The following is a 20,030-nucleotide window of genomic DNA, read 5'->3' on the forward strand; positions in this document are numbered from 1 at the left end:
ATCGCGCGGGGCGGGCGCGTCCCGGGACCGCTCTGGTTCGCGGGGCTTACCCATCCTTCGGAGGTAGCTTGTGAACATCGCGCGACACAGCAGCGGACGCTCACTTCTTGCTTGTTGCTTGCTTATCGGCCTCGGCGCGGGGTGTGACAGCTCGGTTGTCGTTCCTGATCCCTCCACGCAAAGCGATCCGGCCAATCCGCCGCAGGACGACGCGGCGGCTGGCGTCGGCTCGGCGGACAGGCCCGTCATCCGGTCGGGAGGGGCCGAGAGCGTCGTCGGCGCGTCGAGCAGCAGCGGCGCGGTCGATCGGTGCTCGGGCCCGTACCCTGGCGACGAGCCGCGCGACGGCAGCGGCTACTACCTCAAGCCTGGCATCGTGTACCCCACCGATCCCTCGGGCGTCTACATGGGGCACCTCTCTCTGGGCGACATCGATGGTGACAGGCGCTTCGATTTTGTAGGCACCGACCGCGAGGAGCTCTATCTGCATACCCACCCGAGGGTGCGAGAGCTGAACGGGCAGATCATCCACACCCCTCCCACCCCCGCCAACTCCGTCGAGGACACGTTGCTGCTCGACGCGGATCGCGACGGCGCGCTCGACATCGTCGTTGCTCAGCAGGAGGGGCTGGTCTTCCTCCGCAACCAGGGGGGCGGCGACTTCGAGCCCCCCAGGCCGATCGCCGGGCCGGCCACGTTCTCCCCGCGCGCCGTGGACCACGACGGCGACGGCGACCTCGACATCGTCGGGATCGGCTACGGCAGCAAGCTCCTCGTCTACCTGGGCGACGGTCAGGGCGGCTTCGAGCTGACCCACGATCTGCCGGCCGGCGTCTTCATGTCCGGCGTCGCCACGGGCGACGTGACAGGGGACGGGCTCCCCGACGCGGTGATCGCGATGGCTGGCGTGGGCGCGGGCGTCGCCGTCTTCCCGCACGACGGCGCGCGCGGGTTCGACACGAGCGGGCCCCAGATCTTCTTCGAGACAGCGCCGCCGAGCTCCGGCGTCTCCTCGGTGTCCGTCACGGTGGGCGACGTGAACAACGACGGACTCCAGGACGTCGCCGCGATCACGCACGAGTACAGTGACGGCCCGATGCGGGTGTGGATCCTGCTGCAAGATGGGCTCGGGAGCCTGGCGGCGCCACAGCTGCTCCTCACCATCGAGGACCACCAGTATTTCCTCTCCGGGGGCCTGCAGATCGCCGACATGAACCTCGACGGGCGGAGCGATCTCGTCGCGGTCAGCCGAAACACGGCCGAGATGTGGCTGTTCGTCCAGACCCCGGAGGGCACGTTCGATGGCCGGCCGGCGCCGTTCCCCGGCACCTTCCAGGACATCGACGGGTTCGGCCTCGGCATCACCGACTTCGACTGCAACGGGTGCCCTGACGCGGTGGGCGTCCAGCTCGACGGCCTCGTCGTCTTCCGCGGCCGCGGCTGCGCGACGTCGCCCTGAGCGCTCCCGCGCGCAGCGCGCCCGCCCCTGGCTAACCCCTCCTGATCTCGCCCCCCCGGCGAGCAGGCCCCTGGCGCGGCGGGTAGCGCCGTCATTTGAACATGAAGGCGGTAAGGCGGGAAGAAAATCTCAATGATCTTCCCGCCTTACCGCCTTCATGTGAACCCTCTCTGGGCAAATGACAGCACCACCGCGCAGCGGGCCCTGGTTCAGCGGACGGAGGCCCGCGTCAGGAACCCCACGGCCTCGTACATCCGCCGGAGCGTGGGCTCGGCGCGCGCCGCCGCGCGCTCGGCGCCTCGCGCCAGGATGCGGTCGAGCTCGCCCTTGTCCTGCAGCAAGGCCTGGTATTTCTCGCGCAGCGGGCGCAGGAGCTCGACGACGATCTCGGCCGTCTCCACCTTGAGGTGTCCGTACTGCTTGCCCGTGTAGCTCTCGACGATCGCGCCCGGGTCCTTGCCGGTGATCGCGGCCTGGATCGAGATGAGGTTCGTCACGCCGGCCTTCTCTTCGCGCTCGGGAGCAAAGACGATCTCGCTCCCGGAGTCGGTCACGGCGCGCTTGATCTTCTTGCGGATCGCGTCGTCGCTCTCGTCGAGGAAGACGGTGGCGTTCAGGTCGGCGTCCGACTTCGACATCTTGGCCGTCGGGTTCTGCAGGCTCATGATCCTGGCGCCGACCGGCGGAATGTAGGGCTCGGGCACGCGGAAGATCGGGTTCTTCACCGTGACCGTCCCGTCCTTGGCGGTCTCGGCGTCGCCATAGGTGTTGTTCACGCGCATCGCGATGTCGCGCGTGAGCTCGAGGTGCTGCTTCTGGTCCTGGCCCACGGGCACGAGATCGGTCTGGTAGAGCAAGATGTCGGCGGCCATGAGCACGGGGTACGAGAACAGCCCCACGCCGATCTGCTGCTGCTTGGCGCTCTTGTCCTTGAACTGCGTCATGCGCGAGAGCTCGCCCATGTACGCGTTGCACGTCAAAAGCCAGCCGAGCTCCGCGTGAGCCGGCACGTGCGACTGGGCGAAGATGATGTTCTTGCTCGGATCGAGCCCGGCCGCGAGGTACACCGCCAGGCCCTCATACGTGCGGCTGCGCAGCTCCTTCGGGTCCTGAGGCACGGTGATCGCGTGCATGTCGACCAGGCAATACAGGCAGTCGTAGTCGTCCTGCAGCTTCACCCAGTTCTTCAGGGCACCAAGATAGTTGCCGAGCATGAGGCGCCCTGAAGGTTGAATCCCCGAGAAGATGACTTTCTTTGACATTCGCGTGCCCCGTGATCGGTTGTTTATAAGGCGAGCTCTGGCCGCTGGCAACAAGCCCGTCCATCAAGCCGGCCAGGCGCTTGTTTCCGGCAAGCGCCGCGCGCTGCTCCGTCGAGGGCCGCGGGCTCTTCGCGCCGCGCGCTGCTCCGTCGAGGGCCGCGGGCTCTTCGCGCCGCGCGCGGGCCCGTCGTGAAGGCGCCGGTGCTCGGCGGGGGACGACGGCGTTCGCCGGCGTGCAGCGAGATCGAGAATCAAGGCGAGTCAATAGAGCTGGTGGATGTGCTCCTGGTCGAACGGCTTGAGCGGCTCGCCCTCGCGCGCATCGAGCGCCCACTCCGGATCGACGAGGCGGGCGTCGCGCGCGGTCCGCGCTCGGTCGCCGACGCGCCGATGGGCCCGCTCGGAGCTGCTGAGCAGCTCGCTCGCCGTGTCCAGGCAGGGGACGTGCATCCAGCCCGGGCAGCGTGACGCCGTGCGGGCAAGAGCGACACAGCGCTCCGCGCCAGGAGACGCGCGGCGTCCTCAGGCGGCGCGCGGCCGTTCGCTGTGAGCGGCGGAAGGAGGGGTGGGGCATGGAGTCGCTGGGTCGTTACTGGTGGGTGCTGGCCGTGAGGGGCCTTGTCGGGATCGTCTTCGGGACCTTGTTCTTCCTGTGGCCGCTCCCGTCGCTCGCCACGCTCGTGCTGCTGTTCGGCGTGTGGGCGCTGCTCGACGGCTGCGCCGCCTTCGCGTCAGCGATCGGCGGGCGCGGCGGCGTCTACTCCGTTGTCGAGGGCATCTTCGGCGTCGCCATCGCCGTGCTGACGTTCTGGCGACCGATCCTCACCGCGCTCACGCTCTACAGCGTCGTCGCTGCGTGGGCCGTCGTGATGGGCATCTTCAGGATCATCAGCGCGGTGCGGCTCCGGCACGTGATCGCCAATGAGTTCTGGCTCGGGTTGAGCGGCGTCACCTCGGTCATCTTCGGCGTCCTCATGGTCGCGCTGCCGGCGGCCGGCGTGCTGGCGCTGAGCTGGCTCATCGGGTCGCTCGCGGTCGCGGTGGGCTTCCTGCTCCTCGGGCTCTCGCTGCGCCTCCGGCGCCTGTCGGCCGCCGCCTCGCTGCTGCGCGCGCCTTGAGGTTGAGGCGCGGCCGAGCGGGGCGCGCCGGTCAGTCGATCTGAAGGTGGTAGTGCGGCGGCGTCGTCTCGTCGATGACCAGGACGCCCTCGACCTCCCTGGCGCTCTCGAGGAACGCGCGCCTTTCCTTCGACGACATGGTCCTGTTGCGCACGTCCACGGCGCCCCTGCGCAGGTGCGCCGAGACGTAGATCCCGCGGTCGATCTGGTCCTGGATGACCGCCTCCATGGCCGCCACCACCTGCTCCGGCGGCTTCCTGGAGCTCGCCTGGTAAGCCTTCTTGATCTCCTGGACCGCCGCCTTGTTCCGGTAGAGCTGGAGGAGATCCTCTCCGAGCCTGAGCTTCGTGAACATGGCCCTCGCCTGCCGGTTCGCGTCGCGCGTCCCGCTCGTGATCACGAGGTGCTCGCGCGTGCGCCGCGCGTAGCCCAGGTCGATCTGCTCGAGCTTCGCGGCGATCTTCGCGGGCAGCGTCACGCCGGGCAGCACCTCGTACGGCGGCGGCTCCCACGGCTCCGCGGGCACGGCCTTCCCGAGCGCCGTCAGGGGCGGCAGCTTCGCGCGCCGCTCCTCCTCCGCCGAGGGCAGCTCGTCGCACTCGAGGGACGGGGCGGCGCTGGCGAGGGCGCGCGGGGCGGCGCTGGCGAGGGCGCGCGGGGCGGCGCTCGCCGGCGCCGCGGCAGCGCCGGTGTCAGGTCCATCGAGGCCGGGCAGCTCGAGTCCCGGCAGGTCGATCGAGCCGAGCTTCTCCTTGCATCCCGCAGCGCACAGCAGCGCGGCGGCGAGGGCGCACAGGCGCCATGTCAGCTCCCTGGAGCGCTCCTGGGCGGAGCTTCGGCGTGTCGGGGGCATGCGCAAAGCCGGCGCAGCGTGCCACGGCGCGCGTCCCTGGAGAAAAAAACGGCGGCGCCGCGCCCTTCTCGGCGCAGGCTTCCACGCGGTGGCTCGGCGTGACGACATCGTCATGGACCGAGACGCCGATCACGACCGCGTCGAGGCTCGCCTCCCGCGCCAGCCCCTCGTGGACGTTGCGTCGCGGCGCTCGGTTGCGGCTCGGTGGCTCTCCCTGCTTGCTTGCTCGCGTCAGCGCTGGGCTCTTCCTCTCGAACCGCCAGCCCGTTGCATGCCATCCGCCATCTTGTGGGCGTGAGGGGGCGAGCAACTTGACGTCCCTCCAGGGCGGCACCTTGTTCGCCGTGGCCCGCCCGCTGCCGCGCCGCTCCCGGGGGAGCGAGCGAGACGCTCATGGCAGCGAGCAGGCACGCTGGTGAGGTGCTGGATCCCGGTCCCGGTGAGGACTCCGGTCCAGCAGAGGAGGGTACGCACATGGCTGATCATTTGCAGGGCTCCCACCGCACGACGAGCTTCGGATTAACGCTGGTCGACGCGGATACCGTGCAGGAGAACCGCGGCTCGTTCGTGGGGCTCGGCATCGCCCTCATGATGCTTGGCGCCCTGGCGATGCTCATGCCTGCGATCGCCTCGCTGGTCTCCGCGGTGATCATCGGATGCCTGCTGGCCGTCAGCGGCGTCTTCCAGGGGGTCCACGCCGCCCTGAACCGGCGGTGGGCCGGCTCCGTCTGGTCGTTCGTGAGCGCCTTGGTCCAGATCGCCGCGGGCGTCCTGATCATCCTCTTCCCGGTGACAGGCAAGGTGACGCTGACGCTGATCCTCGCGGTGTTCTTCGTCTCCGACGGCCTCCTCAGGACCGTTCGTGCCTTCCAGCACCGCGACATGCCGGCGTGGGGCTGGCTCCTGTTCGATGGGCTCGTCTCGCTGGTGCTCGGAGCCCTGATCTGGTGGGGCTGGCCAAGCACCGCCGCGTGGGCGATCGGGTTGCTCGTCGGCGTCGACCTCCTCATCGGCGGCTCGTCGATGCTGCTGATCGGGATCGGCGCGCGCGCCCGACCGGTGGCGGGCGCGCGCATCTGAGCACCGAGCCGCGGGAGCCCGCGGGGCGGGCGGGGGCGCCCTCGACCCGGAGCTCGCGAGGACACCGCGATGGGGTCCTCGCCGCTCGCGCCGGTCCGATGACCGCCCTGGCGGGTGTCGATGCTGTCGCCTCGACGCGCGGCGCCCCGCATCGGCTACACAAACCGCATGCCCCACGCCCCCCTGACCGGCCGTGTCGCCCTCGTGACCGGCGCCGGCACCCGCCTCGGCGCCGCGACTGCCCGCTCGCTCGCGGCCGCCGGCGCCGACCTGGCCGTCCACTACGCCACGAGCGGCGCCGGCGCGGGCGCCGTCGTCGACGAGGCGCGCTCGCTCGGGCGGCGCGCCGTCGCGCTCCAGGCAGATCTCCATGACCGCGAGGCGCTCGCCCGCCTCGCCCGCGCGGCGCTCGAGTGGTCGTCTGGCCGGCTCGACCTGCTGGTCCACAACGCGGCGAATTTCGAGCGGGTCCCGCCGGCCGAGCTGTCCGTCGACGCCTGGGATCGCGCCATGGAGCTCAACGCGACCGCGCCGTACCTGCTCACGCTCGAGCTCGCTCCGGCGCTCCGCGCCTGCCGCGGCAGCGTCGTCGCGATCGTCTGCGTGAGCGCCGAGCGCCCCTGGAAGAACTACATCCCCTACTCCGTCTCGAAGGCCGCGCTCGCGCACCTGGTTCGCGGCCTCGCCGTCGGGCTCGCCCCCGACGTGCGCGTCAACGGCATCGCGCCCGGGACGGTCCTCCCGCCCTCTTCCTACGACGAGGCCACGCTCGCCCGCCTCCGCGAGCGCATCCCGCTCCAGCGCCTCGGCGAGGCCGAGGACATCGCGCGCGCCGTGGTGTTCCTCGCCGAAAACGACTTCATCACCGGCCAGATCCTCGCGATCGACGGCGGCGCCTCGGTCGCGTGACGCGCCGGCCGCCGTACGGAGGGATCCGCGCGGCGGGTCGGGCGCGCGCTTTGGCTTGAACGACCGCGCCCGATCGACCCATAGTTTGAGTCCCATGAGCCACACGCCCGAGACCAGCGCCGCCCCCCTCCAGGCCGATCCCGCCCACAGCGCGCCCACCGGCAGCGGCCCGGCCGAGGCGCCCGCGGCCGCGGTCGCCGGGGAGGCCAAGCCGGCGAGCCACGACTCGACGCTGCCGGAAGCGCTGGTCGCGTTCATGCTGGACCGGTGGGCGCCGGCCCCCCGCGAGCTCCCCGCGCCGATCGCGCATGCGGAGGTGTTCGCCGCCCGCCGTCGCGCCCTCTCGAAGCTCTTCCCGGCGGAGACGCTCATCATCCCCACGGGGCACGAGAAGGTGCGGTCCAACGACACGCACTACCGCTTTCGTCCCGGCTCGGACTTCTTCTACCTGACGGGCAACCTCGAGCCCGACTGCGTGCTCGTCCTGCAGCCGCAGGAGGGCGGCGGGCACCGGGACATCCTCTTCGTCGAGCCGAACCCCGGCCGCAGCGACAAGACGTTCTTCACCGATCGCGCGAAGGGAGAGCTCTGGGTCGGCCCCCGCCTCGGCGTCGAGCAGAGCCGCGCGCGCTTCGGCGTCGACGAGTGCCGCGGGCTCCCCGAGCTCGACGCCTACCTGAGCGGCCTTGTCGGCACGGTGACGCGCCCCCACCGCGTGCTCCGCGGCATCTCCAAGCGCGTCGACAAGCTCCTCGCTCAGCACGATCGCGACAAGCAGCTCGGCGAGGCGCTCTCGGAGATGCGCCTCCTCAAGGACGCCCTCGAGGTCGAGGAGCTCGCGGCCGTCGTCGCGTCGACGAAGCGCGGCTTCGAGGACGTGATCCGCGCGCTCCCCGGCGGCCGGAGCGAGCGAGAGGTCGAGGGCATCTTCAACCTGCGCGCCCGGGTCGAGGGCAACGACGTCGGCTATGGCACCATCGCCGCGTCGGGCCACCACGCCTGCATCCTGCACTGGACGAGGAACGACGGAGCGCTCGAGCCGGGCAAGCTGCTCCTGCTCGACGCGGGCGTCGAGGGCAACGCGCTCTACACGGCCGACATCACCAGGACCTTGCCGATCAACGGGAAGTTCTCCCCGGAGCAGCGCGACATCTACGAGCTCGTGCTGGCGGCGCAGGAGGCGGCGATCGCCGAGGTGAAGCCGGGGAACGACTTCATGGAGCCGAACCGGGCCGCGATGCGGGTGCTCGCCCGGGGGCTCGAGCGGCTCGGCATCCTCCACGTCTCCGCCGAGGAGGCGCTCAAGGAAGACAAGCAGTTCTACCGCCGGTATTCGCTCCACAACGTGAGCCACATGCTGGGCCTCGACGTGCACGACTGCGCGCAGGCGCGGCAGCAGGTCTACAAGTTCGGCAAGCTCAAGCCGGGCATGGTGCTCACGGTCGAGCCAGGGCTCTACTTCCAGCTCGACGACGAGACGGTCCCGGCTCGCTACCGGGGCATCGGCGTGCGCATCGAGGACGATATCCTCGTCACGGAGACGGGGTATCGGAACCTCTCGAACGATATCCCGCGGACCGTGAGCGACGTGGAAGCGTGGATGGCCGGACTCTGGGGCGCGCGCCAGTGACCTGAGCCAGGGGCGGGGCGGGGCGGGGAGGCGTCGACCGGCCCGGGGGAGGGGAGCTCACGATCGCAGGGAGAGCCGCCGGCGGAGGGGGAGCCGCGCGCGGGGGGCGGCGGGGGTCCCCCCACAAACTCGCGCCTTTTGGTGGCTATTGCCTGATGAACGGGTGGGGTGGGTCCGGGGGCGACCCGCTGCGGTGCGGACCGGCGCTCGGGTTTGTGGGGCCCACCCCCGCCGCCCCCCGCGCGCGGCTCCCCCTCCGCCGGCGGCTCTTTTCTGGAGTGCAACGGGGAGGCGGTGGGGACGGTCGGGCTCGTCGGGTTGAGCGGGGGACGCGGCGGCTCGGGTCGAGCCTGAGGGGGCTGGGGCCTTGTCGCGGCCGCGCGGGCGCGAGCGGGTATGGCGGCGCCGGAGCGATGGCTGCCCGGGGGTAGCGGCGCTACTCTGCCGATGAGGAGCCGCTATGCACAAGTCTCGCCTTCAGCGTGGGTCAGGGACCGCCTTTCATCCAACCGGGCGCGCGCTCGCGACGTCGTTGCTCGCCGCGGCCGCGGTGGTCGCCGTGTCCGGGACGGCCAGGGCCGACGGGACGGACGGCCGGGAGGCCGGGGGCGCACTCGCGGCGCGCTCGCCAGGGATGCTCGAGCCCCGCCTGCCAGGCTACGTCAACCCGGCGCTGCCGGCGGACATCGCTTCCTCGCTGGGCGGCTTCGACGTCCTGAACGAGCCGGTCGCGACGGCGGGCGCGCCGCTGGATTGCACGGCCTCCGCGCTCGACGAGACCAGCTGCGACGTCCCCGGGCAGATCGTCGTCGATGCGCGCGACGACATCGACGACGGCGCGCTCGCGGGGCTCGTGCGGGATTTCTCGCTGCACCTCGAGCCGACCGCGCTCGCCGCCAAGACCCGGATCCACATCGCCACCGTGGACGGCCCGGTCAGCGCGACGCTCCAGCGGCTCGCGCAGGACCCGCGCGTCGAGGCGGCCGAGCCGCTCGCCAAGGTGCGCGCGTTCTTCGTCGCCAACGACCCGCTGCTGAAGGACCAGTGGCACATGGCGCGCGTCGGCGCCGAGCGGGCATGGGACTTCGCCACGGGCCGCGGGGTCACCGTCGCCGTGGTCGACACGGGCATCGCGTGCGAGACGCACGGACCCTTCGTCAAGGCGCCCGACCTCGCCTCGACCGAGTGCGTCGAGGGCTGGAACTTCGTCACCAAGACGAACCACGCGAACGACGACCAGGGCCACGGCACGCACGTCGCCGGCACGATCGCGCAGTCGACCAACAACGGCATCGGCGCCGCAGGGCTCGCGTTCCACGCGCGGCTCATGCCGGTGAAGGTGCTGAACGAGAGCGGCTGGGGCACGACCGCCGACGTGGCCGACGGCATCCGGTGGGCCGCCGAGCACGGCGCCCACGTCATCAACCTGAGCCTCGGCGGCCCGCGCAACTCCAAGGTCCTCCAGAGCGCGATCGACTACGCGATCTCGCGCGGCGCGGTCGTCGTCGCGGCGGCCGGCAACACCGGCGGGCGCGTGCAGTTCCCCGGCGCGTCCGACGGCGTCATCGGCGTGAGCGCCACCGACCCGAACGACAAGATCGCGAGTTTCTCGTCGCGCGGCCAGGGCGTCGACGTCTCGGCGCCCGGCGTGAACGTCAGGCAGCAGACCATCTGCAACCGCGGGCGCGGCAACTGCGACGCTCCCTACCCGGCGTACAACGGCACCTCGATGGCCGCGCCCCACGTGGCCGGCGCGGCGGCGCTGCTCGTGGGCCTCGGCGTGTCGGACCCGCGCGCGGTCGAGGACGCGATCCGCGCCGGCGCGCGCGTGGTCGACGACTCCGACAGCGGCAAGCTCCTCTACGGGGCGGGCGTGCTCGACGCCGCGAGCTCGGTGGCGCGCGTGACGCAGAGCCACATCATCGTGCGGCTGGTCGCCCTGCTGCTGCTCGCGACCTGGGTCGGCCGCCGCGCCCGCAAGAAGGACGCGACCGCCGCGAGCCCGTGGCGGGCGAGCTTCCTCCTCCCCGCGCTCGCGGCCGGGCCAGGGCTGTTCTTCTTCGCGCCGTGGCTCCTGTCGCGCGTGGATCTCGCCGTCGACGTGCTGGCCCGGCCGATCGCCGACCTCGACCTGCTGGTCGGCGCGTCGGTCCACCGCTGGCTGCCGCTCGCCAACGCGCTCGTCCCGCTCGGCCTCACCTCGCTCTTCTTCGGGGTGAAGAAGCTCCGGCCGGCGATCGCAGGCTTCTCCGTCGGCACCGCAGCCTACCTCACCTCGGTCGTCACGCTCGGCGAGGTCGCCGGCCCCCTCGGCCAGCTCGCGCTCGTCGTCTGGTGCGCGGTCAACGCCGCCGCCTGCCTCTGGATCGCCCGGACGAACCTCTCCACGCGCTGATCCGGCGCGCTCCCGCGATCGCTCCGCGACCGGGCGACGAGCCCGGTCCTCCTCGGGACCTCCCCTCCCGAGACCTCCCCTCCAAAACGAGCTAGGATGCCGGCCATGCGGCCCGGCACCTTGCTTCTACCCTTCACGCTGCTCCTCGGGGCCTGCGGCGGCTCCTCCAGCGAGACGCCGTGGCCCGCGGAGCCCCAGGGCCCCGCGCTCGGCCCCACCGACGAGGCGCCGCCTGGCGGGCCGGCCGACACGAGCGCGACCCCTGAAGGCGCGGACGAGGGCGCGGCAGGCCAGGCGGACGCCGGCCGCTGAGCCGGCCGAGGACGGCATGGCGGAGGGCTGGACGGCAGGCGCGCAACGAAGGGCCTGGCTCTCGGCGGCCCTGCTCTCCGTGGCGCTCCTGGTCGTGCCGCTCCTCTTCTGGCTGCTCCTGCCGCGCCCCGCCCCCGTGATGCCGGCGCGGCAAGAGCCCGCCCCGGCGCGGCTCGCCCCACCCCAGCCCGAGCACACGGCGCGCGAGGTCGAGGCCGAGCCACCGGCGCCCCCGCCGCCGCCGCCGCCGCGCGAGACCACGGCCGCGCGCGCGGGGCCGGTCCGCGGCGCGGTCGTCGATCCAGAGGGCCGCCCCGGCGCCGGCGCGACGGTCAGGTGCACCGATGAGCCGAGCCTGTCAGCGGTCGCCGACGCCGAGGGGCGCTTCGAGCTGCCGCCCGAGGCCGACGGCTGCACCGCGGTCGCGACGCACCCGCCGTTCGGCGACACCGAGCCCGCGCGCGTCGCCGCCGGCCGCGACAACATCCTCCACCTCATCGCCGGGGGCTCGATCGCGGGCGAGGTCGTGGATCAATCGGGCAGGCCCGTCGAGGAGTACCTGCTGGCGATCGAGTCGTTCCTGCCGTCCGGCTCCGGCGCGCACGGGAGCGTGAACGGCCGCGCGCGCAAGGTGTCGGACCCGAGCGGCGCGTTTCAATTGAACGACCTCGAGCCGGGTCGCTACGTGCTGACGGTGAGCGCGCCCGGCCGCCCGCCCACGCGGAGCGCGCCCGTCGACGTCGAGGCGGGCGTCGCCGCCCGCCGCGTGCGCATCGTGCTGCCGCAGGGCGCGACCCTGCGGGGCAGGATCGTCGACGCCGACTCGCGCGCGCCGGTCGTCGAGGCCCAGGTCGAGCTCGACTCCGCGACCTCGTCCGGCGCGAACGCGATCTCGCTCGCGCTCACCGACTCGAACGGCGACTACGAGCTCCAGGGGGTGCCGGCGAGCGGGCCGTTCTCGGTGCGCGTGCGGCACGACCAGTACGTGAGCAAGATCGTGCCCGGCCTCGACGCGCGCGGCGCTGGCTCCGCGCGCGCCGACATCGAGCTCCGCCTGCTCGGCGACGGCGGCTCGCGCGAGGAGCTCACGGGCATCGGCGCGATGCTCGCGGTCTCGTCGAGCGGCGTGACGATCGCGGACGTCATCGAGGGCGGGCCCGCGGCGCTCGCCGGGCTCGCGCAGGGCGACGTCATCGTCCGGATCGACGGCGAGCCAGCCACGGATCTCCCGCTCGCCGACTGCATCCAGCGCCTCCGCGGCCCGGCGGGGACGCGCGTCTCCGTCGGCGTCGACCGCGGGGGCCGCGTCCTCGAGGTGACAATGCGGCGCGACGTCGTGGTTCGCTGAACCGGCCGCGCGCCGAGGTGCTAGAGGTCCGTCATGTCGACGCGCCCCACCGCGCTTCCCCCGGCCGGAGCTCCGGACGTCCTCTACCTCATCGACCTCTCGGGCTACGTCTTCCGCGCCTACCACGCGATCAGCCCGCTCTCGAGCCCGAGCGGCGAGCCGACTCATGCGACGTTCGGCACCGTCGCGATGCTCACGAAGCTCGTGGACGAGCGGAAGCCCGCGTACCTCGGCGTGGCGATGGACTCCGCGGGCAGGACGTTCCGCGACGATCTCGACCCGCGCTACAAGGCGCACCGGCCGCCGCCGCCGCCCGACCTCGGGGTGCAGATGAACCGGTGCCGGGAGATCGTCGAGGCGTACCGCATCCCGATCTTCATCCACGAAGGGCTGGAGGCGGACGACCTCATCGCCGTCGCCGTCGAGCGGGCCAAGGAGCGGGGGCTGCGCGTCGTCATCGCGTCGAGCGACAAGGATCTCATGCAGCTGGTGGACGACGACCGGGTGATGCTCTGGGACGCGATGCGCGACAAGGTCTACGGGCACCCCGAGGTGGTCGCCAAGTTCGGCGTGCCGCCGGAGCAGGTGCGCGACCTGCTCGCGCTCGTCGGCGACACCTCGGACAACGTCCCCGGCGTCCCCGGCGTCGGCCTGAAGACGGCCGCCGAGCTGCTCGCGCAGTTCGGATCGCTCGCCTCGCTGTACGCCCGCCTCGACGAGGTGAAGAAGCAGCGCATCCGCGAGTCCCTCAAGCAGAACGAGGCCGACGCGCTCCTGTCGCAGAAGCTCGTGACGCTCGACGGCAGCGCGCCCGTCTCGCTCGACCTGGAGACGCTGCGCTACGGCGGCGCGGACACGGGCAGGCTCCGGGAGCTCTTCACGGAGCTCGGCTTCTCGCGCTTCCTGAAGGCCGTCCGCGCGCCGGAGCCCGCCGCGCGCGCGGCGACCTACCGGGTCATCGCGACGCGCGAGGAGCTGGAGGCCTTCGCCAGGTCGGCGCGCGCGGCCGGGCGCCTCGCCCTCGACGTGCACGCGACGACCCGCGAGCCCATGAGCGCCCACGTCTGCGGCATCGCGCTCGCCTGCGAGCCCGGGCAGGCCGTCTACGTCCCGCTCGGCCACCGCTACCTCGGCGCGCCGGCGCAGCTCTCGATGGGCGACGTCGACGCGGTGCTCGGCCCGCTGCTCGCCGACCCCGAGCTCCCGAAGGTCGGCCACGACGTCAAGTTCTGCGAGGTGATCCTCCTGCGGCACCGCATCGGGATCGTGGGCGTCGCCTTCGACACGATGCTGGCGAGCTACCTGCTCGATCCCGAGGCGAAGAACCAGCTCCACGAGCTCGCCGAGCGTGAGCTCGGCGCCAAGATGCAGACCCTCGAGGAGGTGGCCCCGAAGCGGCGCGGCCAGGCGCAGCGCGCCCTCGACGAGATCGAGCTCGGCGAGGCCTCGAGCTTCGGGGCGGCGTTCGCCGACGTCGCGCTCTCGCTGACCGATCGGCTGCGCCCGCGGCTCCGCGCCGAGCGGCTCGAGGACCTGCTCGTGCAGATCGAGCTGCCCCTCTCCGCGGTGCTCGCGGAGATGGAGCTCACCGGCGTCCTGGTCGACCCGCAGGCGCTCGCGCAGCTCGGCGCCCAGATGACGACCGAGCTCGCGGCGCTGGAGGAGAAGGCGCGCGAGCTGGTGGGGCACGACATCAACCTCGCGTCGCCGAAGCAACTCGAGGCGGTGCTGTTCGACGAGCTCGGGCTGCGCTCGCAGCGCAAGACCAAGACGGGCCGCTCGACCGACGCCGACGTGCTCGAGACGCTCTCGGAGGACCACCCGTTCCCTGGCGTCGTGCTCGAGCACCGCATGATCGCCAAGCTCAAGGGCACGTACGTCGACGCGCTGCCGCGCCTCGTGCACCCGGTCACGGGCCGGATCCACACGCGCTGGGGCCAGGCCGTGGCCGCGACCGGGAGGCTCTCGTCCCAGGACCCGAACCTGCAGAACATCCCGATCCGCACGGAGCTCGGCCGGATGATCCGGCGCGCGTTCGTCGCGCCGCCCGGGAGCGTGATCGTGAGCGCCGACTACTCGCAGATCGAGCTGCGCGTGCTCGCGCACCTGTCGAAGGACCCGGTGCTCGTCGACGCCTTCCGCACCGGGCAGGACGTGCACGTGCGCACGGCCATGGAGATCTTCGGGGTGGACGAGGCGGGGGTCACCGACGAGATGCGCCGCCGGAGCAAGACCATCAACTTCGGCGTGATCTACGGGATGGGCGAGTCGGCGCTGGCCAAGCGCCTCGACATCTCGCGCGCGGAGGCGGCGCGCTTCATCGACGCCTACTTCGCGCGCTACCGCGGCGTGCACGAGTTCATGGAGCAGACGATGGCCGACGCGAAGCGCTCCGAGTCGGTGCGCACGCTGCTCGGCCGGCGCCGCCTGCTCCCGGATCTGCGCAGCAGCGACCGCATGCGCCGCGCCCAGGCCGAGCGCATCGCGCAGAACACCCCGATCCAGGGGACCGCGGCGGATCTCCTGAAGCTCGCGATGGTCCGCGTCCCGCGCCCCGTCGTCCCCGGCGCGCGCATGGTGCTCACGGTGCACGACGAGCTCGCGTTCGAGGTGCCGGCCGGCGCGGTGGACGAGGCGAAGGCCAAGGTACGGCAGGCCATGGAGTCGGTCTTCCCGCTCGACGTGCCGCTCGTCGTCGACATCGGCCACGGACCCACCTGGGCCGACGCTCATTGAGGGGCGGGCACCCGCTTCGGATACGGGCCCATCTCGGCGTTTTCGGTGCTCGGCGTACCGGAGTACGCCTCCGCGCCGAAAACGCCGAGCTGGACCCGTCTCCTGTGCGGGTGCCCGCCGCTGGCGTCATCGGTTGGAGAGGGGCGGAGACACGCTCTCCGTGGCCGTGACGGCGGCGGCGGAACGGCAGCGAGGGGCTACGGTGTTGCGAGGAGACAAAACGACGACGCCCGCTTCACCTTGCGGTGAGCGGGGCGTACGTGCGGGAAAGGTGTGCTCAGCTGGCGGCGGCGGTCTTGGCGGCGACGCTCGCCTTGTGAAGGGCGAGGGCCAGGCGGCTCTTCACACGCGACGCGCGCTTGGCGGGGATCGTCCCCTTCGACGCGGCGCGATCGAGCGCGCTCACCGCGGTGGTGACCAGCGCCGTGGACTCCTGCGGGACGCCCTTCAGCGCGGTGCGCGCCTTCTTGACGATCGTGCGGAGCTCCGACTTGGCGGCGCGATTGCGCGCGGTCCTCGTGATGCGCTGGCGGTTGCGCTTGTCGGCGGATGCGTGATTGGCCATGAGAAAAGCTCTCCTACTTCTTCGCCTGCGCCTCGGCGGGCGTGGCATCGCGCAGGGCGTCCGGCGCGTTCTGATCGTAACCCGCCGGATGGATCGGGAACTTGGGGGTGCCGTGCGCGCGCTCGAAGCGCTTGCGACGGGTGCCCGCCGTGCGCGCCTTGCGCCGACGGATGCGCTGAGTTTGCTGAGTCGCGGAAACCATGGGGGCGCGCATTCTACCTGCGGGGGCCCTCGTGTCAACCGGGACGTTTGTCGGCTCGATCCGCGTCGGAGTCCGCGTCGGAGTCCGCGTCGGAGTCCGCGTCGGAATCAGGGTCGGATCGAGGCGTTGACCGAGAACGACGGCTTGGAGAACGGGCCCACGTTCGCGGCCTTGAGCGCGGACTGCACGCAGCTCGACTGGCCGTTCGCCGCCGCCCAGCCGCTGACGCTGACCTTGCTCACCTGGCCGGTCGACGAGAAGGTGATCTGCGCGCGCGACACGTCGTCCGCGCCCGCCACGCACGCCCTCGCGTTGCCCATAACCGAGCCGAGCGCGGCCTGGACCGAGCCCTGCGACGGCTGCTCGGGGATGTTCTGCGCCCGGAGCGGGCCCGAGGCGGGCACCGGCGCCTCGGACACCACCGACGGCTGCTTCTCCGCCTCGTCACCCACGGCCGCCTGCATGGCGGACGGCAGGTCCCCCGGCTTGCCGGGCGCTGTCGGCGCCGCCGCCACCTTGCCCTGCGGCTCTGCCTTCTGCGCCGCGACGGGCGCCGCGTGCGCCTCGGGGGCCGCCGGCGCAGCAGCGCCAGCGCCGGCCTGCGCCGCTGCCGCCCTGGGCGCCGCAGCGAGCTTCTCCGCCGCCTCGACGGGCTGCTGCTCCGCCTCCGCGTTGACCGCCGGCGCGGCGGGCGCCGCGGCGACCGGAGCAGCGGGCTCCGCCGGCCTGTCGTCGCGGGGCGCCGCGGGCGCCGGGGCCGCCGCCGGCGCGGCCGCCGTGTCTTGCGGCGATGACGCCTTCGGCGTCTTCACCATCACCGCGACCGCCGCGGCCAGGCCGAGGGCCGCGAGCGCCACGCCGGCGATCATCCCGCCGGATCGCTTCTTCGCCGCAGCGTCGGCTGCGGGCGCTGCCACGGCGCGCGGCTTCCGCGCCGACACCGCCGCGACCTCGGCCGGCTTCTCGTCCTCGAGCGACTCGGCCGCGCCGGGCTGCACGCCGCCGGCAGCCTCCACCTGTTCCGGGGGCACCGACGCGCTGAGCCGGTTGAGATCGATGACGCCGGAGTCCTCCGTGACCCCCTCGCCTGTCCGCAGCGACGGCGACGACGCGCGGGTGCTGCCGGACAGCGAGCCGCGCCCCGGCGGTGTGGACACGCGACCGGGCGGCATCGAGCCGCGCCCCGAGGGCGGCAGCGGCGTCGACAGCGGACCGCGCCCGGGCGGCAGCGGCGTCGACAGCGGGCCGCGCCCGGACGGCAGCGGCGTCGCGGTCGCCGAGCCGCTCGCGCCGGGCGCGCCGCTCAAGCGGCCCGGCGCCTGGCTGGCCCGCTCGGCGATCTCCTTCAAGGACTGGCGTTTCCGCTCCGGCGGGCGCGAGGCGCTGCCGCCCGACAGGCTCGCTTCAGACTTCGCGGCCCTGTCTGCTTGTGATCCATCCGCCATGGTGCTGCCTTCTCCTGCTGCATGTACTTCGCGCAAGATGTCCCCCGCCTGCTCCTCGCCTGGCTCGGCGGCGAGGTCGGGGGCTGCGAGGAGGGCGGCCTGCGCCGCCTGGTCCTCCGCTCGACTGGCCTCCGATCGGGCCTCCGATCGGGCCTCCGATCGGGCCTCCGATCGGGCCTCCGATCGGGCCTCCGATCGGGCCTCCGATCGGGATAGAGCGACCTCGACGATGCGAGCTGCCCGCGTCTCCCACGCCGCTTCATCGAGGGCGGGAGCAGGCCAGTCGTTGAGCATCCCGTCGAGGTCGAGCTTGCTGGTGACGTTCATTCGGCGTCCCCTCCGAAACCGCGCTCCGCGAGGTACACGCGGAGCTTGCGGCGCGCCTCGTGGACGCGCCAGGCAACTGTTCCTTCCGGACAACCCAGGATCCTGGAGGCGTCCTCGTGCGGCACGCCGTCGATGCACACGAGGATGAGCGTCGTCCGCAGCGTGTCCGAGAGCGCGTCGATGCCGTCGCAGAGCGCGGCCGCGAGCTCGCGCCGCTGGGTCGTCGCGGCCGGATCGACCCCGTGGCTCGGGCGCGTCTCGAGCAGCAGCGCCTCGATCCGCGGATCGTCCGTGGGGGTCGAGTTTCTGCTCGGCTTGCGGGCCCGGATCATGTTGAGCGAGAGGTTCACGGCGATCCGGTAGAGCCAGGTGAACGGCTCGCTCCGGCCGTCGAACCGATCGAGCGCCTGGTAAGCCCGGACGAAGGTCTCCTGGGTCACGTCCTCTGCCTCCGCGCCCGAGCGGACGAGGTGGAACGCCAGCCGGAAGATGCGCTTCTGATAACGACGAACCAGCACCCCGAAAGCCTGGGCATCTCCGCTCCGGGCCTGATCGACGAGCTCACGATCGGTGGGTTTGGCCATCCTAGCCGCCTCGGGGTGCGGATTGTCTCCCGCGCACGGACGACAGCGCAGCCGCGGACCGCCCTTCGCGACGGCCGCTGACCGTCTCGGCGAGAGGAGCCCCTCGCGGCGAGCCCTGCTTCGCGGTGGCGAAGCTGGACGATGAGGAGGCAAGTTCCACGTTCAGGCGCGCGAAGATAGCCGAACACTCTTCCTAGGACAAACCATGCGCCCGGACCTTGGGCGCCTCGGCGCGATGTCGACTGGAAGGTCCGTACGCCCGCGCTGGCGCGCTGCCAGCCGGCTCGGCGCCGCCGCCGCGCCCCGTGGGGGACATGGCGGGGGCAGCCGCCGGGCCGAGCGCGGCCGGGGCGCCTGCGCTCCGAGCGCGGCCGCCCGCGGCGCTGCTATGGTCGGCGGATGCGACGCTTCTCGAGTTGGATGCGCACCCTGGGGCTCATCGCGGCGGCCTTCGCGGGGGGGGCGGCGACTTCCCACCTGGCGGGCGCCAGCACACAGGCGCAGAGCCCCTACGCTGCCCTCGAGCAGCTCGCGCGCGTGCTCGTGCTCGTCGAGAACCAGTACGTCGAGCCGGCGCAGCGCAACAAGATCATCGACGGCGCCATCAAGGGCATGGTCGCGGAGCTCGACCCGCACTCGGCCTACATGAACGCCGCGGAGTTCGCGCAATTCCAGGAGGAGACCGGGGGGACGTTCGGAGGCGTCGGCATCGAGGTCGACGCCAGGGACGACAACATCACCGTGATCGCGCCGATCGAGGGCTCGCCGGCGGCGCGGGCGGGCGTCCGCTCCGGCGACCAGATCCTCGCGATCGACGGGCGCCCTGTGCGCGGCGAGCGCCTCGACAAGCTCGTGAAGATCATGCGCGGGCCCCCAGGCTCCCGCGTGAAGCTCACGATCCGCCGGCAGGGCGTCGCCGAGCCGCTCACGTTCGACCTCGCGCGGGAGCAGATCCACGTCACCAGCGTCGCGGCCAAGCGCCTCGACCGGGACGTCGCGTACGTCCGCCTGAAGCAGTTCCAGGACGGCACCTACGAGGAGATGCTCCGCGCTGCGGCGCGGCTGCGCGCAGAATCCAGGGTGCCGCTCGCCGGGGTGATCCTCGACCTGCGCAACAACCCCGGCGGCCTCGTCCACGAGGCGGAGGCCGTGGCCGACGAGTTCCTCTCGTCGGGGACGATCTACTCGACCCGCCAGCGCAGCCACGTCGTCGACGAGGCGAAGGCTCACGACGGCGGCGCGTTCGCCTCGCTGCCCATCGTCGCGCTGGTGAACGAGTACTCCGCGAGCGCCGCCGAGCTCGTCGCGGGCGCCCTTCAGGACAGCGGGCGCGCGACGGTCGTCGGCGCGACGACGTTCGGCAAGGGCTCGGTGCAGACCATCTACGAGCTGCCCGGCGGCGCCGGGGTGAGGCTCACGACGATGCGCTACTACACGCCGAAGGGGCGCTCGATCCAGGCCCAGGGCATCCGCCCGGATGTCGTCATCGAGAGCGCGCAGCAGCAGTTCCCGGCCACCATCCTCCGCGAGCAGGACCTCGAGGGGCACCTCCCCGCCGAGGGGTCGAGCCTCGCCGGCTCGCCGAGGGCCGTGCTCGTCGAGAAGCGCGCGGAGGCCGCCGCCGCGGCGCGCGGCCCCGAGGGCGACGTGCCCGCCGACCCCGCCCGCGGCAGCGATTTCGCGCTCGCCGTCGGCTACCAGCAGCTCCTCCGCGCGATCCCCGCGGGCCGCTAGCGCAGCGCGGGCGATCCGCCTTCATGTCGCGCTCCGGACGACCGGCGCCCGGGCGCCGCGCTGGCAGCCGC

The 20,030-nt window shown here is 72.5% G+C and carries 17 protein-coding genes; 10 read left to right on the plus strand and 7 right to left on the minus strand.

The annotated features are described in order from the left end of the window. Nucleotides 1-118: 118 nt before the first annotated feature. Nucleotides 119-1,459 (plus strand): FG-GAP repeat domain-containing protein, encoded by a 1,341-nt coding sequence (locus WME85_RS50710; protein ID WP_437832756.1) that lies wholly within the window; start codon nt 119-121, stop codon nt 1,457-1,459. Nucleotides 1,460-1,668: 209 nt separating this feature from the next. Here the strand turns inward: WME85_RS50710 and trpS are convergent, their stop codons facing one another. Beyond that, nucleotides 1,669-2,721, minus strand: a complete 1,053-nt coding sequence (gene trpS / locus WME85_RS50715; protein ID WP_437832758.1) for a tryptophan--tRNA ligase — start codon at nt 2,719-2,721, stop codon at nt 1,669-1,671. Nucleotides 2,722-2,982: 261 nt separating this feature from the next. After that, nucleotides 2,983-3,171, minus strand: coding sequence for a hypothetical protein (locus tag WME85_RS50720; protein ID WP_437832759.1), 189 nt, complete (start codon nt 3,169-3,171; stop codon nt 2,983-2,985). Nucleotides 3,172-3,293: 122 nt separating this feature from the next. Here WME85_RS50720 and WME85_RS50725 point away from each other — a divergent pair, with 122 nt between their 5' ends. Next, on the plus strand, nt 3,294-3,839 hold the full coding sequence (locus WME85_RS50725; RefSeq protein WP_437832761.1) for an HdeD family acid-resistance protein: 546 nt from the start codon (nt 3,294-3,296) through the stop codon (nt 3,837-3,839). A 31-nt stretch (nt 3,840-3,870) separates the two neighbouring features. Here WME85_RS50725 and WME85_RS50730 read toward each other — a convergent pair whose 3' ends face one another. Beyond that, nucleotides 3,871-4,692: a hypothetical protein gene (locus WME85_RS50730; RefSeq protein ID WP_437832763.1), complete on the minus strand. Its 822-nt coding sequence runs from the start codon at nt 4,690-4,692 to the stop codon at nt 3,871-3,873. Between the two features lie 474 nt (nt 4,693-5,166). Here WME85_RS50730 and WME85_RS50735 point away from each other — a divergent pair, with 474 nt between their 5' ends. The 7 genes from WME85_RS50735 to polA all read left to right on the plus strand — a co-directional run bounded on the left by WME85_RS50735 (nt 5,167) and on the right by polA (nt 15,102). After that, a complete protein-coding gene (locus tag WME85_RS50735; protein ID WP_437832764.1) occupies nt 5,167-5,772 on the plus strand; it encodes an HdeD family acid-resistance protein in 606 nt (201 codons plus the stop codon). A gap of 168 nt (nt 5,773-5,940) precedes the next feature. After that, nucleotides 5,941-6,681, plus strand: a complete 741-nt coding sequence (locus tag WME85_RS50740; RefSeq protein ID WP_437832766.1) for an SDR family oxidoreductase — start codon at nt 5,941-5,943, stop codon at nt 6,679-6,681. A gap of 94 nt (nt 6,682-6,775) precedes the next feature. Beyond that, nucleotides 6,776-8,311 (plus strand): aminopeptidase P family protein, encoded by a 1,536-nt coding sequence (locus WME85_RS50745; protein WP_437832768.1) that lies wholly within the window; start codon nt 6,776-6,778, stop codon nt 8,309-8,311. A 460-nt stretch (nt 8,312-8,771) separates the two neighbouring features. Further along, the gene (locus WME85_RS50750) at nt 8,772-10,706 is read left to right on the plus strand and encodes a S8 family peptidase (RefSeq protein WP_437832770.1); all 1,935 of its coding nucleotides are present in this window, start codon (nt 8,772-8,774) and stop codon (nt 10,704-10,706) included. A gap of 105 nt (nt 10,707-10,811) precedes the next feature. Beyond that, nucleotides 10,812-11,018 carry a hypothetical protein gene (locus tag WME85_RS50755; RefSeq protein ID WP_437832771.1) on the plus strand — a complete coding sequence of 69 codons (207 nt, stop codon included), beginning with the start codon at nt 10,812-10,814 and terminating at the stop codon, nt 11,016-11,018. A 16-nt stretch (nt 11,019-11,034) separates the two neighbouring features. Next, entirely contained in the window at nt 11,035-12,366 is a 1,332-nt protein-coding gene (locus tag WME85_RS50760) for a carboxypeptidase regulatory-like domain-containing protein (protein WP_437832773.1), read from the plus strand. A gap of 33 nt (nt 12,367-12,399) precedes the next feature. Continuing rightward, nucleotides 12,400-15,102, plus strand: coding sequence for a DNA polymerase I (gene polA, locus WME85_RS50765; RefSeq protein WP_437832775.1), 2,703 nt, complete (start codon nt 12,400-12,402; stop codon nt 15,100-15,102). Between the two features lie 277 nt (nt 15,103-15,379). Here polA and rpsT read toward each other — a convergent pair whose 3' ends face one another. From rpsT to WME85_RS50785, 4 genes are all read right to left on the minus strand, one after another. After that, nucleotides 15,380-15,667, minus strand: coding sequence for a 30S ribosomal protein S20 (gene rpsT / locus WME85_RS50770; protein WP_437505983.1), 288 nt, complete (start codon nt 15,665-15,667; stop codon nt 15,380-15,382). A 13-nt stretch (nt 15,668-15,680) separates the two neighbouring features. Continuing rightward, nucleotides 15,681-15,869 (minus strand): hypothetical protein, encoded by a 189-nt coding sequence (locus WME85_RS50775; RefSeq protein ID WP_437306282.1) that lies wholly within the window; start codon nt 15,867-15,869, stop codon nt 15,681-15,683. A 107-nt stretch (nt 15,870-15,976) separates the two neighbouring features. Continuing rightward, nucleotides 15,977-17,641: a hypothetical protein gene (locus tag WME85_RS50780; RefSeq protein ID WP_437832777.1), complete on the minus strand. Its 1,665-nt coding sequence runs from the start codon at nt 17,639-17,641 to the stop codon at nt 15,977-15,979. Continuing rightward, entirely contained in the window at nt 17,638-18,225 is a 588-nt protein-coding gene (locus WME85_RS50785; protein WP_437306284.1) for an RNA polymerase sigma factor, read from the minus strand. Before WME85_RS50785 ends, WME85_RS50780 begins: the two co-directional genes overlap by 4 nt. Before the next feature lie 399 nt (nt 18,226-18,624). On the opposite strand from WME85_RS50785, the gene WME85_RS50790 reads away from it, so the two are divergent. Then, nucleotides 18,625-19,959, plus strand: coding sequence for a S41 family peptidase (locus WME85_RS50790; RefSeq protein WP_437832779.1), 1,335 nt, complete (start codon nt 18,625-18,627; stop codon nt 19,957-19,959). Nucleotides 19,960-20,030: the final 71 nt, after the last annotated feature.

Origin of the sequence: Sorangium sp. So ce1153 (assembly GCF_051521595.1) — a bacterium.
In the GTDB taxonomy this organism is placed as follows: Bacteria; Myxococcota_A; Polyangia; order Polyangiales; family Polyangiaceae; genus Sorangium.